The following is a 13,641-nucleotide window of genomic DNA, read 5'->3' as shown; positions in this document are numbered from 1 at the left end:
CGAACTCGTCCGGCGAGATGTTCAGGATCGAGGACCCTGGCGGCTCGGCAACCCCGGCGCAGTTGATCAGGGCGTCCAGCCGCCCATGAGCGCGTACACACTCGTCGACCAGCGCCCCGGCGACGCGCTCCTCGTTCGCGGGTCCGACCACCGCGGTGGCGCGCCCGCCGGACGCCGTGATCGCGGCGACGGCCTCCTCGACGGCGTCCTCGTCGCGCCCATTGACCACGACACCGGCGCCCAGAGCGCTCAGCAGTTCGGCGATCGCGCGCCCGATTCCCCGGCTGCCGCCGGCCACCACCACCCCGCGGCCCTCCAGCGGGCGGTCTGTTTCGTTCACCGCCATCGGCGCCGGAAAACGTTGTGCGCGAAAGGCTCTCGACACCGGTCGACGGCGCGTCGCGCGAGTTTGGTCACGAACATTAGGCGAACAGTACCCAGCGAGCGTACAAATGAGAACCTCACCCTCCGGTTGCGCGCCGACGGTCCCGGCACCTTTGCGGCTAACCGGTGAGGGCGTCAAAACGGCTGGCCAACGCTCACTTGGCTATGTTCTGGCGGTTTGCTGTGCTCGTGCTCGTTGCCCGGCGGCTGCGGTTGCCGACGCGTTTCGGCCCCAATCGGGCCAAGCGATCGCGGGCGTGTGCGATGGGGCGTATAGTCAAGATCGAAGTCCGTTCTGGACGCGTCGCCGTTTAGCTCAAAGCGGCCAGTCAGCCGCACGGCTACTGAGCATGATATGGCTCCGGCGAAACGAACCCGAGTCATCTCTCTCGTTGGTATCCCGTACGCGTTGTCTAAACGACCCAGTCCTGCGGATAGAGGTGGAGTGAGGCGATTCTGCGCATGACCGCATGCCTCGCTGCACACGACTCAGAGGAGTGAGTCAGCAATGCAAAAATCTCTGTGCAGCAAAGGTTTCAGGATCGACCGCGCCAACATCGGGCGCGTGCGCGTATGACTGATGTGATAACAACCCCGCGCCCTGCCGAGTGCCGCGACAAGAAATCCGACGATTCCTACGACGACGTGGTCGAAATGTTCGTCGAACTGCGCCAAATGCCCGCCGAGTCGCATGAGTACGGCCGCCAGCGCGAACGCATCGTGGCCCGTTGTCTGCCTCTTGCCGACCACGTGGCAAGCCACTTCGCCCGCCGGGGTGAAGGCATCGACGACCTCGTCCAGGTGGCGCGCCTGGGTTTGATGAACGCTATCAACCGGTTCGATCCCGCCAAGGGACCCAGCTTCATCGGCTTCGCGGTCCCGACCATGATGGGCGAGGTCCGTAGGTACTTCCGCGACTACAGCTGGGGGATGCGGGTCCCCCGGCGGCTACGCGAACTGCACGTGCAGATCAGCAGGACGACCGGGGACCTGGCTCAGAAGCTGGGCCGCGCGCCCACCGCGGGCGAGCTGGCACAGGTGCTGGAAGTCCCCCGCGAGGAAATCGTCGAATGCCTCGTGGCGGGCGACGCCTACCGGCTGGATTCCCTGGATGCCCCGGTGGGCGCCGACAGTTCGGGCACGCCCCGACTGGTCGCCGACGCCGTTGGCGGCCTCGACCCGCAGATCGAGCACATCACCAACCGCGAGGCGCTGCGTGTCCTGGTTGCCGGCCTGCCCGAACGCGAACGCGAGGTGTTGCGCATGCGGTTCTTCGAATCGATGACGCAGAGCCAGATCGCCGAGCGCATCGGGGTGTCACAGATGCAGGTCTCCCGCATCCTGGCCAGCACCCTGCGCTGCTTGCGCGACCAATTGGAGTAAACAACTCATCGCCCGCCAGGGGCCTTGGGCGCCACGCCCGCGCCACGCCGCAATGTACTGTGCGATTCGGGAACGAACTCGACTGCGGCGCCGAAGGCGGCCTGGGAAGGGAGCTCGAACGATGAGGACTTCACGGACGGTGGCCGCGGGAGTCGCGGCGACGACGGCGCTGGCGGTGGCGGTGTCGGGGTGCGGCGGCAAGAATTCGACGCCTTCGACGTCCAAGCCGGGGTCGTCCAGCTCGGCTACCAGCGCCCAGAGCTCGGCGCCGGCATCGTCGGGCCCCGCCCAGCCGAGTGACTACACCGGGTTGCTGATCCAGGCCAGCGACATCAACGCCCCGATTCCGTTCACAGCCACCCCGCCGACCACCAACCCGAACGGCCAGCCCGGCGTCGCGACGACGTTCAAGGACGAGGACGGCAGCCACGTCATCAAAGACACCATCCAGGTGTTGGCCGACCCTGGCGCCGCAACGAACGCGTTGAACGCGGCCAAGGGCGGTCAGGGTGACGTGATCAAGAACCCGACCACGCAAGCCGCCGCCGTCGGGACGGGCGGAACGACCCTGCTGGGTAACTCCCCCGACCACAACAAGGGTGTGACCCTGCTGATGTTCACCGAGGGCAGGGCCTTCGTGACACTGCAGTTCGACGGACCGCCCGACACGCTGGCCCCCGCGGATTTCGTCAACGACGTCGGCCAGAAACAGGACACGGCCATCAAGAAGGGGCTCGGCGGCTGACCGAGAGCTGACCGCCCACAATCCGAGGAGCCCGATGACCGTCATCAACGGCATGCCGGCCCATGCGCTGCTGCTGCACTTCGTCGTGGTGCTCGTACCCGTGACCGCCCTGCTGGAGATCGTCTGCGTGTTCTGGCCGACGGCGCGGCGCGGCCCCCTGTTGTGGCTGGCGGTGATATCGGCCATCGTCACCATGGTGCTCACGCCGATCACGGTGGACGCCGGGGAATGGCTGTATGACCTGCGGACCAAACCCAGCGCGATCCTGCAAAAGCACGCCGCCCTGGGCGGCACGATGACCTACTTCGCGGCCGCGCTGCTGGCGGCCGCGTTGGTGCTCGTGGCGATGCGCCTGATCGAACGCCGCTCAGACAAGAGCCGTGTGGCCGTCCGGGCGACCATCGCGATACTGGTGCTCGCCGTCGCCATCGCATCGACGATCCAGATCTACCGCGTGGGTGATGCTGGGGCGCAATCGGTTTGGGGTGACGAGATCGCGCGTCTGCAGAAATCGCACCCGGGTTAGCGGTTATCGCGGCGCCTATGCGGTTGGCGTGAGGAGAAAGAGCCGGAATGTGCGCCGGCCCGCGCGATCCTGGGCGACCTGGTAGTTCGGCCAGTGCGTTACCGCCGTGGACCATGCTTGGTCACGTTCCGCGCCGGTGAGCAGCCGGACCGATGCCACGAAGCGATGGCCGCGCCTGCGGACGGTAACGCGTTGTGTCGCTTTGAGGTTCGCCGACCACGAGGGATGGCGCTCTCGGCCCCAGTTGGAGCCGACCAGCAGCAACCCGCCGTCGAGCGGCACGTACTGCACGGTCGCGGTACGGGCGAGGCCCGTCTTGCGGCCCGACGTGGTGATCTGTACGTTCGGCAAGCCCACGAGATCGAGTACACCGAACCGTCCAGTCGTCGCGAAGCGAAGCAGCGCCTCAAGACTTTCCGCGACTGGCCGGCCAGTCAGGACGAGCCGGCGGTAGGCCGCCGGATTCCGGGCCACCCGCTGCAGCGGATTCATACGCAGACTGTATTCCCGGCGGCCCCAGCGCGGGCATCGGAGCGGTGAAATGACCCTGACGGCTGGGGTTTCCGATGCCGGCGCTCGGTCACGCCTTCCTGGCGCCGCACCGATTAAATAAATTGCTTGATTTAATATGATGGTCCGTGTTCACTTGGGCGATGACCGCCGAACGGGCCGCCCGTTCCGACAGGTCGACGGGCACCCGGGAGGCGATCCTGTCGGCCGCGGAAGTGCTGTTCGCCGAGCGCGGCATGTACGCGGTATCGAACCGGCAGATCAGCGAGGCGGCCGGGCAGGGCAACAACGCCGCGGCTTGCTATCACTTCGGCACCAGGACCGACCTGCTCCGGGCGATCGAGGACAAGCATCGGAAGCCGATCGAGGCACTGCGCGCGCACCTGCTGACCGCAATCGACGATTCGGGCGACCTGCGCGACTGGGTGGGCGCGCTGGTGCGGCCACTGACCGATCATCTGCATGCGCTGGGCACCCCCAGCTGGTACGCCCGCTTCGCCGCCCAGGCGATGGCCGATCCCACGTACCGCCACGTCGTCACCAAAGACGCGCTCGCGTCGCCGCTGCTGGTGCAGACCATCGACGGCATCAACCGTTGCCTTCCCGACCTGCCCAGGCGGGTGCGGTCCGAACGGATGGTCATGGTGCGCAACCTGCTCATGCACACCTGCGCCGAGCACGAAGGCGCTCTGGCCGAGCACGGGCCGCGTTCGCGTTCGGCCTGGCCGGTCGCCGGGGAGGGCCTGATCGACGCGATCGTCGGCCTCTGGCGCGCACCGGTCCATGTGAGCGCGGCGCGCACCTAGCCCCGCCGCACACCAGAACAGGCCAAACCGAGGAGCACGATGACCGACGTCTCGACCGACACCGCTATTCCGGAGTTCCCCATGTCGCGGGCGCCGGGTTGCCCGTTCGCCCCGCCGCCAGAAGTGCTGCAGCTCAACGCCGACAGACAGTTGAGCCGGGTCCGGATCTGGGACGACAGCACGCCCTGGCTGATCCACGGCTATGAGGCGACCCGGGCGTTGTTCACCGACTCGCGGACCAGCGTCGACGACCGGCTCCCGGGCTATCCGCATTGGAACGAGGGCATGCTCGCGACGGTGCACAAGCGGCCGCGTTCGGTGTTCACCTCCGACGCCGAGGAGCACACCAGGTTTCGCCGGATGCTCTCAAAACCGTTCACCTTCAAGCGGGTTGAGGCGCTGCGGCCTGCGGTGCAGCAGATCACCGACGACCACGTCGACGCGTTGCTGGCCGGCCCAAAGCCGGGTGACATCGTGAGCACATTGGCGCTGCCGGTCCCCTCCCTGGTCATCAGCGAGTTGCTGGGCGTGCCCTACCAGGACGCGGACTTCTTCCAGACCCAGGCCCAGCGCGGCATGGACCGCTACGCCACCGAGGAAGACACGGCGCAGGGCGCGGCGTCGCTGGCGAAGTACCTGGCGAACTTGGTGCGGGCCAAGATGCAAAGACCCTCCGAGGATCTGGTTTCCGACCTCGCCGAGCGGGTCAACGCCGAAGAGCTCACCGTGCGCGAGGCGGCCCAGCTGGCCACCGGTGTGCTCATCGCCGGTCACGAGACGACGGCCAACATGATCAGCCTGAGCGTCGCGGCCCTGCTCGACCATCCCGACCAGCTGGCGCTGATGCGCGACACAGACGATCCGCAGGTGATCGCCGTCGCGGTCGAGGAATTGATGCGCTACCTCAGCATCATCCAAACCGGCCAGCGGCGGATCGCGGTCGAGGACATCGACGTGGGTGGCGAGACCATCCGAGCCGGCGAGGGCATCATCCTCGACGTCGCTCCGGCGAACTGGGACGGCCGGCAGTTCCCCGACCCGGACCGCCTGGACCTGCGCCGCGAGGACGGACCGCACGTCGGGTTCGGCTACGGTCGCCACCAGTGCGTCGGGCAACAGCTGGCCCGGATGGAATTGCAAATCGTCCTGCCCACGCTCCTGCGTCGCGTCCCAACCCTGCGCCTCGCGGCGCCGCTGGAAGAACTGCCCTTCAAGCACGACGCGCTGGCTTACGGTCTCTATGACCTGCCAGTGACATGGTGAAACCCGACCCGAGCCCGCAGGTGCCCGACTTGCGAGCGTTCGCTGGAAAGCGTTGCGGCGCTGGGCAACGAGCTGACGGCCGAGGCCCGGCCCGTTGACATCTTGCTCAACAACGCCGGCATCATGACGCCGCCGCAACGCCAGGAGGGCCGAGGCGGCTTCGAATTGCAGTTCGGGGACTCCCACACGTGCGCCTCGTTTATGGTGGATGGTCTGGGGCTCGCCCAGGTCGACGAGATCGGAATCGACAAGGTGATGTGGTCGTCGGACTACCCGCACAACGAGAGCACCTACGGCTACTCGGAGCGGTCGCTGGCCGCGGTCGTCGACGCCGTCGGTACCGAGAACACGGTCCGCGTCGCCAGCGCAAACACCAGAACGTTCTCGGACCTGTGAGATGACCGAATCACTCAGTGTCCCGGGCACACTCATCGACATCCCCGATGAGCCGGATAGGGCGCGCATGCGTTCCGAGACTGGCGCTAGGCTGCGGTCCGCGATGGCCGATCACGGCGTGGACGCGCTGATACTGCTGATGAACGGCTACGTCGGATACGCGACGGGCGCCAGCTGGCCGCTCTTGGACGCGGGGCTGTCGCACGTGGAGCGCCCGGTCGCGGTCTTGCTCGCCGACGACGAACATCCGCACCTGTTCATGCCGTTTCGCGGCGGAGCGTCCGCGGAATCGCCGGTGCCCGACGACCATCTGCACGGGCCCGTCTACCTCGAATTCGACCATGGCGTCGAGCAATTCGCGCGTGAGCTGGCTGGGCTGATCCCACCGGGCGCGAACGTCGCGGTCGACGAACTGACCGGAGCGATGCGAAGGGCCGCCCGCAGGCTGTTCCCCGGGGGCGAGCCGACGGATGCGGCGATCGTGGTTGGTGCTGCGCAATTGGTGAAGACTCGCGATGAGTTGTCCTGCCTTCGCCGGGCCACCCGCATCACCGAACAGGCGATCGTGGACGTGCAGCGGGCGTTGGCGCCGGGGGTCCGCCAGATCGACCTGTCGGCCACGCTGGTGCGTCGCGCCTTCGAGCTGGGTGCCACCACGAACATGCTGGAGGCCATCTGGCAGGTGATGCCGAGTTCGCGAGAAGCCGGAGTGTGGACGACACATGGCGATCTGGCGCTGCCGCTGCTTCCCACCGATCGTGAACTGGCCGCCGGCGACGTGCTATGGACCGACATCAGCATCACCTATGCCGGGTACTGCTCCGATTTCGGCCGGACCTGGGTGGTCGGTCGCCCGCCCACCCAGCGACAGCAGGACCAGTTCCGACAATGGCGTTCGATCATGGACGCGGTGCTCGCGGTGACCAAAGCCGGTGTCACCTCCGGCGATCTGGCGCGTGCGGCGATTGCCGCCAACGGCGGCCGCAAACCCTGGTTGCCGCATTTCTATCTGGGCCACGGTATCGGGACCTATCCCGCCGAAGCTCCCATGATCGGAACGGATCTCGGCGAAGAGTTCGACGACAACTTCGTCTTGCCGGTCGGAACGGTTCTGGTGCTGGAACCCGTGGTGTGGGAAGACGGGACGGGCGGTTATCGCAGTGAGGAGATCGTGGTGATCACCGAAGACGGCTACCTGCCGATCACCGACTACCCCTACTCCCCCTATGGCGACTGAAGTTCTGCCCGACCCCACGGCGCTGCGGATGGGCCGCCGGGACCGCGCGTTGGCGCAGATGGACGCGCACGGGCTGGACATGCTGGTGCTTGGGCGTCAAGCCAACATTCGTTACGTGACCGGCGCACCGCAGTTGTGGATCGCCGGGACGCGACCGTTCGGCCCGATGTGCGTCGTGGTGCGCGGGTCAGGCGAGATCTATCTCAACAGCACCGACGACGAGGGGGTGCCGGAGGAGATCGGGCACGATCACCTGTACGGGCTGGCCTGGAACCCGATGACGCTCATCGACGTGCTGAAGAAGATCGATGGCGCCCACACCGCGCGTCGGGTCGGAACCGATGCGATCACGCCGACTTTCGCCGCCCTGCTGCCGGAGGCGTTCCCGAACGCCGAGCTCGTCGACGCGGAGCCCGCGATGCGGGCCGCGCGGCGCGTCAAGACGGCCGACGAGATCGCGGCCATGGCGACCGCGCTCCGGGTCGCCGAGCGCGGACTTGCCGCCGCGCTGGCCGAATTCGCGCCGGGCGTGTCGGAACGAGCGCTGGCGGGGGCCATGATGGAGGCCATGGCCGCGGGCGGTGTGAGCACGCCCGCCACCCAGGACGCGGCGTGGGTGACGTCGAAGGAGCACTCGTGGCGTCGCGCCGGATCGGGCGAGGCGCGGCCGGGTGATCTGGTCGCGTTCGCCGCGGGGGCCCTGGCGAACGGCTATGTCGCGGAAGTGGGCCGGACGTGGCCGGCCGGCGACCACGCCGACCGGGCTACGCGCGACCTGTTCGAGCGGTCGAACACGTTGTACGACAACATGCTTGCGGCCTGCCGGCCCGGCGCGCCCACCTCGGACTTGGTGGCCGCCTATCAGGCCGCCGGCGAGCCGATTCCGCCGATGCCGATCGCGCACGGATTGGGGCTGGGATTCGATCCGCCGGTGGTGTCCCACACCCTGCTGGCAGCGGGCGAATTCGACCAACTGGAGGCGGGGATGGTGTTGGCCATCACCGCGTATGTCTGGGAAAAGGGTGTCGGGGCGGTATTCAGACGGGACACCGTTCACATCACCGAGGGCGGTCCCCACGTGCTGACCGCCAGCCCGTCGTGGTCCGGTCAATAGAATCACTTGCGTCACTGGGTGAGTTCCGTGATCCCGATATCACTGCGGTCGGCCGAGAGCCCAGCCGGGCAGCGTCGGCGACACAGGAGGGCAACCTCGGAGACACCTGCGGGTGCGCCTCTCGATGCCTTCGTTGCCACCTCAAAACCTCCGGGGTTACCCGGAAACCCGTTCCCCGGTCAGGTCGAGGGCGATATCGATAAGCACGTCCTCCTGGCCGCCGACCAAGCCCCTGCGCCCGGCTTCGACCAGAAGCGTGCGCGCATCGACGCCGAACCGTTCGGCAGTTGCCTCGGCATGACGCAGGAAACTTGAGTACACGCCCGCGTATCCCAGCGTCAACGTCTCCCGGTCCACGCGCACCGGACGCTGCTGCAGGGGCCGCACAAGGTCGTCGGCGGCGTCCTCGAGCGCGTTGAGGTCACAGCCGTGTTGCCAGCCCATCCGGGTGGCCGCCGCGACGAAGACCTCCAGCGGCGCGTTACCGGCGCCGGCGCCCATACCCGTCAGTGATGCGTCGACGCGGTGAGCGCCATGCTCCACGGCGACCATCGAATTCGCCACACCCAGCGACATGTTGTGGTGGGCATGGATGCCGACTTCGGTTGCACTGTCGAGGCTTTGCCGCACCGCGTCGACCCGTTCGGCGACGTCGCGCATGGTCATCGCGCCCCCGGAGTCGACGACATAGACGCACCCGGCCCCGTATCCCTCCATCAGGACGGCCTGCTCGGCGAGCTTCTGCGGGGTGGTCATGTGGCTCATCATGAGGAAACCGACGGTGTCCATGCCGAGTTCGCGCGCCGCGACGATGTGGTGCGCGGAGATGTCGGCCTCGGTGCAGTGCGTCGCGACGCGTATGACACTCGCGCCCGCCCGGTGCGCGGCGGTCAGGTCGCGGACGGTCCCGATGCCCGGCAGCACGAGGGTCGCCACCTTGGCCCGCTCTACGGTCCCGGCCACGGCCTCGATCCACTCCAGGTCGGTGTGGGCGCCGAATCCGTAGACGCAGCTGGACCCGGCCAGCCCGTCTCCATGGGCGACCTCGATAGAGTCCACCCCCGCCTGGTCGAGCGCCCGGGCGATCTCGGTGACCTGCTCCAGGGTGTAAGAGTGTCGCACGGCGTGCATGCCGTCACGCAGCGTGACATCACTGATGTACAGCGGCTTGCTCATTTCCTCACCCCCACAGTCGTCATCGAGTGCGCGGCGATTCGTTCCGCGGTGGCCAGGGCGGCCGACGTCATGATGTCGAGGTTGCCCGCATAGGCGGGGAGGTAGTGCGCGGCGCCCGTCACCTGCAGCATCACGGTGACCCGGGTGCCCATGAACTTCCCGGTCTCCGGGATGTGCAGCGGACGGTCGGCGTCGAACGTCTCGAACTGGACGGGCTTGGTGAGCTTGTAGCCCGGCACATACCGGGTGACCCGCTCCACCATCTCGGCGATCGAGGCGCCGATGGCCTCGTGGTCGCAGTCGCCCTCGACCAGGCAGTAGACGGTGTTGCGCATGAGGATCGGGGGGTCGGCCGGGTTGAGGACGATCACCGCCTTGCTGCGCTGCGCTCCGCCAACCACTTTGAGCGCGGTGGCGGTCGTCTCGATGAACTCGTCGATGTTCGCGCGCGTGCCCGGGCCGGCCGACTTCGACGAGATGGACGAGACGATTTCGGCGTACGACACCGGGGCCGCGTTGTTGACGGCGGCGACGATCGGCACGGTGGCCTGCCCCCCGCACGTCACCATGTTCAGGTTCGGCGCGTCGATGTGGTCCTCCAGGTTCACCACCGGCACGCAGAATGGTCCGACGGCCGCCGGCGTCAGGTCGAGGACGCGAACGTCCTTGTCGCGCAGAAAGTTCCAGTGCCGGACATGGGCGCCGGCGCTGGTGGCGTCGAACACCAGCCGGATCTCGTCGAAGTGGGGCATCGCGAGCAGGCCCTCGATCCCCTCCGAAGACACGGGGACGCCAAGGCGTTTCGCCCGGGCCAGCCCGTCGGACCCCGGGTCGATGCCGATCATCGCCGCCATCTCCAGCGGCCCGTCGCTGCGGAGGACCTTGATCATCAGGTCGGTGCCGATGTTGCCCGACCCGATGATGGCGACCGGATATCGTTCGTTACTCACTGAACTGCTCCCTACTCGAAAGTCACGCTGACGGCGCCGAGCCCGCTGACCGCCGCCGACGCCCGATCTCCCGCGCCGACGAACGGCGCCGTGGTATACGAGCCGGACATGACGAACGCGCCGGCCTCGATGGCAGTGCCGTATTTCGCGACCGCGTTGGCCAGCCAGGCGACGGCGGCGGCGGGATGACCCAGCACGGCGGTGCCCGCGCCCGTGGCGACGGTCACGCCGTTGACGACGAGTGTCGCGGTGGTCTCGGGGAGCGCCGGCGCCCGGCCGATCGGCACCCACTCGCCCAGCACCACCGCACCGGAGCTCGCGTTGTCGGCCACGGTGTCCGCCAACGTGATCCGCCAATCGGCGATCCGGCTGTCAACGATCTCCAACGCCGGGGCGACGGCCTCGGTGGCGGCCAGCACGTCGCCGATCGTCACGCCCGGCCCGCGCAGCGGCGCGCGCATCAGGAAGGCGACCTCAGGCTCGACGCGCGGCGCGCAGAACGCGGTGACCGGCACGGTCGCCGCGTCGGGGAGCACCATGCTGTCGAGGACGTAGCCGAAATCGGGCTCGTCGACCCCCAGCAGCTGCTGCATGGGCGCGGAGGTGATGCCGATCTTGTGGCCGCGCAGCGTGCGACCCTCGGCGAGATAGCGGACCATGTTGGCGCGCTGCACCGAATACGCCTGGGCCACCGTCATATTCGGATACATCTGCGTCAGCGGCTCGATCGGGACGCGGGTGCTCTGCGCGTCGTAGAGCAGTTGTGCGGCGTCGGTCAGCTGAGCGGATTGAACGGTCATGCCGGCTCCCCCGGTTCGAGCAGCTTGGCCGCCATGTCGAAGACGATGCGGACGTGCAGGTCCAACAGCCTGACCAGATCGACGGAGTCCCCGCCGACTTCCTTGGCGATGAACAACCCGTCGGCGCCGGCAATCGCGTAGGTGGTTAGCAGGTGCACACCTTCGTCGCCGAGCTCCGGGGCAAGCTGCCGCACCATCTCCGCGAACCGGTGGAACGCGCGATCGCGCACCTCGAGGAACATCTCCCTGGCCCGCGGTTCGACGGGCCGACGCTCCAGGCTCAGCATCAGCCCGAGGCGGAGGAAGTCCGGCGCATCGAGCAGGGCCTTGGCGACCCGGCCGCCGAACTCCGTCATCCACTCGCGGTCCGGCGTCACTTCTGTCAGGTCGAGCTCGGCCAGCCAGCGCTGGAAGCTGCGCTCGATGACCGCCGCGATCAGGTCGTCCTTGTCGGCGAAATGCCAGTAGATGGAAGTCGGAGGCAGGCCGCTCTTCTTGCTGACCAGTGAGATCGTGGTGCCGTCGTAGCCGCGTTCCGTGGCGACCTCGGTCGCCGCGTCCAGGATCCGCTCGCGCGACTGCTCGCCATTGGCCCGCGTGCGCCGCTGAGCACGGGGTTCGGCGGCCTCAGGGCCGGCCGATTTTTTCTGTGCCACATTCCCTCCTCCGGGGTGTTGACGATCACGCTATCGAGAGCTTACTGTATGGAGCACTACATTAACAACCTCTCCACCGAAGGTTCCCCTCATGTCAGACCAACCGATTCATGACGTAGCGATCGTCGGGTACGGGCCGGTCGGCGTCACCGCCGCCAACCTGCTCGGCCAGCTGGGCCTCAAGGTCGTCGTCGTCGAGCGCGATCCGAACATCTACGTACGCGCGCGGGCCATCTCCACCGACGAAGAGGTCGTGCGCATCTGGCAACAGGTCGGCCTGGCCGACCGGCTCAACGCCGACATGCAGCCCGGCAACGGCGCCAACTTCGTCGACGCCGACGGCGTCCCGTTCGTGCGGCTCCTGCCGGTGTCGCGGGGCAACGGCCACCCGCCGCAACAGTTCATCTACCAGCCGGCACTGGAGAAGGTGCTGCGCGAAGGGGTGGACCGCTTCCCCAACGTCACGGTCCTCCTCGAGCACGAGTGCCTGCGGGTGGTCCAGCGTGACGATCACGTCGAACTCATGCTGGCCGATCTTCGCGCCGACGAGTTCCGCCGGATCCGGGCGTCGTACGTGATCGCCGCGGACGGTGGGTCGAGCTTCATCCGCGGCCAGCTGGGCATCGGTTTCAGCGGGCGCACCTACGGGGAGCGTTGGATCGTCATCGACACCAAGGTGCTCAAGGAATGGCCGGGCCACGACCGGCTGCGCTTTCACTGCAACCCGGAGCGGCCGACCGTCGACTGCCCCACCCCGCTGGGTCACCACCGGTGGGAGTTCCCGGTGCGAGACGAGGAGGACGAGAAGGATCTCCTCTCCGAGGAGGCGATCTGGAAGGTGCTGCGGGGGCAGGGGATCTCGCCCGACAACGTGAAGATCCTCGGGTTCGCCTGCTATAGCCACCACGTCCGCTTCGCCGACCGGTGGCGCGTCGGCCGCGTCTTCCTGGCCGGGGACGCCGCGCACGCGATGCCACCGTGGATCGGCCAGGGCATGTGCGCCGGTGTTCGCGACGTGGCGAACCTGTGCTGGAAGCTGGCCGCGGTGCTGAACGGGTCGCTGCCCGAGTCGGTGCTGGACACCTACCAGGCTGAGCGGATGCCACACGTGAAGGAGGTCACCAACCGCGCGGTCAAGACGGGCAAGCTGATCATCCAACGCGACCCGCGGCGCGCCGCCGTGCGAAACCACTTCTTCCGCACCGCGAGCAAGGTGCCCGGGTTCACGTCCTGGCTCCGCCAGCACCGCTGGCTGCCCGACGCGCGTTACCAGAAGGGTTTGTTGGCGCACAACGGAAACGGTGCCGTCGGCTGGCTCATCCAGCAGCCGTGGGTGGTCGAGGAGAAGGGTGACGCCGTCCGCCTGGACGACGTCATCGGCGGCCGCTGGACCGTGCTGCACCTCGGGCCGGCCCCCGATCTGCGGGAGTGGCGTGAGGCGGGCGTCCCCGTCCTGAAAATCCTTGTGCCCGGGGCGGTTCCGAGCGCTGACAGCGTCGTGGACGCCGACGGCATTCTCACGCGCTGGCTCGACAAGCGCGGCGCGTCGGTGGTGGTGGTGCGGCCCGACGGGTTCGTCTACGCCGCCGCAAAGGAAGACCAGCGGTTGCCGGGGCCCCCGGCCGGATTTATTGAGCGGCGACCCGCTGCGCCCGGCAACGCCGCACTTGCGATCGCCACGGTTTAAGGACGGAT

General features: G+C 67.8%; 14 protein-coding genes and 2 pseudogenes. 10 read left to right on the top strand and 6 right to left on the bottom strand.

The window, feature by feature from the left end; translation table 11 throughout:
• On the bottom strand, positions 1-346 hold a 346-nt coding region (locus A9X03_RS00545; protein ID WP_156746431.1), incomplete at its 3' end, for an SDR family NAD(P)-dependent oxidoreductase.
• A 611-nt stretch (positions 347-957) separates the two neighbouring features.
• Between A9X03_RS00545 and A9X03_RS00540 the strand changes: the two genes are divergently transcribed.
• The 3 genes from A9X03_RS00540 to A9X03_RS00530 all read left to right on the top strand — a co-directional run bounded on the left by A9X03_RS00540 (position 958) and on the right by A9X03_RS00530 (position 3,038).
• A complete protein-coding gene (locus tag A9X03_RS00540; protein ID WP_067750223.1) occupies positions 958-1,767 on the top strand; it encodes a SigB/SigF/SigG family RNA polymerase sigma factor in 810 nt (269 codons plus the stop codon).
• 121 nt (positions 1,768-1,888) lie between these two features.
• Positions 1,889-2,512 carry a hypothetical protein gene (locus tag A9X03_RS00535; RefSeq protein WP_068259192.1) on the top strand — a complete coding sequence of 208 codons (624 nt, stop codon included), beginning with the start codon at positions 1,889-1,891 and terminating at the stop codon, positions 2,510-2,512.
• 34 nt (positions 2,513-2,546) lie between these two features.
• A complete protein-coding gene (locus A9X03_RS00530) occupies positions 2,547-3,038 on the top strand; it encodes a DUF2231 domain-containing protein (RefSeq protein WP_068017292.1) in 492 nt (163 codons plus the stop codon).
• Positions 3,039-3,053: 15 nt separating this feature from the next.
• Here A9X03_RS00530 and A9X03_RS00525 read toward each other — a convergent pair whose 3' ends face one another.
• Positions 3,054-3,530, bottom strand: a complete 477-nt coding sequence (locus A9X03_RS00525) for a nitroreductase family deazaflavin-dependent oxidoreductase (protein WP_068017295.1) — start codon at positions 3,528-3,530, stop codon at positions 3,054-3,056.
• Positions 3,531-3,676: 146 nt separating this feature from the next.
• On the opposite strand from A9X03_RS00525, the gene A9X03_RS00520 reads away from it, so the two are divergent.
• The 6 genes and pseudogenes from A9X03_RS00520 to A9X03_RS00500 all read left to right on the top strand — a co-directional run bounded on the left by A9X03_RS00520 (position 3,677) and on the right by A9X03_RS00500 (position 8,364).
• Positions 3,677-4,354: a TetR family transcriptional regulator gene (locus tag A9X03_RS00520; RefSeq protein ID WP_068259189.1), complete on the top strand. Its 678-nt coding sequence runs from the start codon at positions 3,677-3,679 to the stop codon at positions 4,352-4,354.
• A gap of 39 nt (positions 4,355-4,393) precedes the next feature.
• Complete coding sequence (locus tag A9X03_RS00515; RefSeq protein WP_068017298.1) at positions 4,394-5,617, top strand: cytochrome P450; 1,224 nt, start codon at positions 4,394-4,396, stop codon at positions 5,615-5,617.
• A 39-nt stretch (positions 5,618-5,656) separates the two neighbouring features.
• A pseudogene (locus A9X03_RS30720) lies at positions 5,657-5,803 on the top strand (short chain dehydrogenase); the annotation flags it as partial.
• Positions 5,789-6,013 (top strand): annotated as a pseudogene (locus tag A9X03_RS30715) (amidohydrolase family protein); the annotation flags it as partial. The pseudogenes A9X03_RS30720 and A9X03_RS30715, both read left to right, overlap by 15 nt.
• Before the next feature lies 1 nt (position 6,014).
• Positions 6,015-7,250 carry a Xaa-Pro peptidase family protein gene (locus A9X03_RS00505; protein ID WP_068259180.1) on the top strand — a complete coding sequence of 412 codons (1,236 nt, stop codon included), beginning with the start codon at positions 6,015-6,017 and terminating at the stop codon, positions 7,248-7,250.
• Positions 7,240-8,364: a Xaa-Pro peptidase family protein gene (locus tag A9X03_RS00500; RefSeq protein WP_068259178.1), complete on the top strand. Its 1,125-nt coding sequence runs from the start codon at positions 7,240-7,242 to the stop codon at positions 8,362-8,364. Before A9X03_RS00505 ends, A9X03_RS00500 begins: the two co-directional genes overlap by 11 nt.
• A 156-nt stretch (positions 8,365-8,520) precedes the next feature.
• Here A9X03_RS00500 and dmpG read toward each other — a convergent pair whose 3' ends face one another.
• Genes dmpG through A9X03_RS00480 form a run of 4 tightly spaced genes read right to left on the bottom strand, consistent with a single transcriptional unit; the run spans position 8,521 to position 11,946 of the window.
• Positions 8,521-9,540: a 4-hydroxy-2-oxovalerate aldolase gene (gene dmpG, locus A9X03_RS00495; protein WP_068259174.1), complete on the bottom strand. Its 1,020-nt coding sequence runs from the start codon at positions 9,538-9,540 to the stop codon at positions 8,521-8,523.
• Positions 9,537-10,490: an acetaldehyde dehydrogenase (acetylating) gene (locus tag A9X03_RS00490; RefSeq protein WP_082969689.1), complete on the bottom strand. Its 954-nt coding sequence runs from the start codon at positions 10,488-10,490 to the stop codon at positions 9,537-9,539. Before A9X03_RS00490 ends, dmpG begins: the two co-directional genes overlap by 4 nt.
• 11 nt (positions 10,491-10,501) lie before the next feature.
• On the bottom strand, positions 10,502-11,290 hold the full coding sequence (locus A9X03_RS00485; RefSeq protein WP_067783917.1) for a 2-keto-4-pentenoate hydratase: 789 nt from the start codon (positions 11,288-11,290) through the stop codon (positions 10,502-10,504).
• Positions 11,287-11,946: a TetR/AcrR family transcriptional regulator gene (locus tag A9X03_RS00480; protein ID WP_067783915.1), complete on the bottom strand. Its 660-nt coding sequence runs from the start codon at positions 11,944-11,946 to the stop codon at positions 11,287-11,289. The genes A9X03_RS00485 and A9X03_RS00480 overlap by 4 nt, the downstream gene beginning before the upstream one ends.
• 91 nt (positions 11,947-12,037) lie before the next feature.
• Between A9X03_RS00480 and A9X03_RS00475 the strand changes: the two genes are divergently transcribed.
• Positions 12,038-13,633, top strand: a complete 1,596-nt coding sequence (locus A9X03_RS00475) for a bifunctional 3-(3-hydroxy-phenyl)propionate/3-hydroxycinnamic acid hydroxylase (protein ID WP_067750204.1) — start codon at positions 12,038-12,040, stop codon at positions 13,631-13,633.
• Positions 13,634-13,641 lie beyond the last annotated feature (8 nt).

Origin of the sequence: Mycobacterium sp. E1715 (assembly GCF_001667625.1) — a bacterium.
Taxonomy (GTDB): domain Bacteria; phylum Actinomycetota; class Actinomycetes; order Mycobacteriales; family Mycobacteriaceae; genus Mycobacterium.
This window is presented reverse-complemented; position numbering and strand designations above follow the sequence as displayed.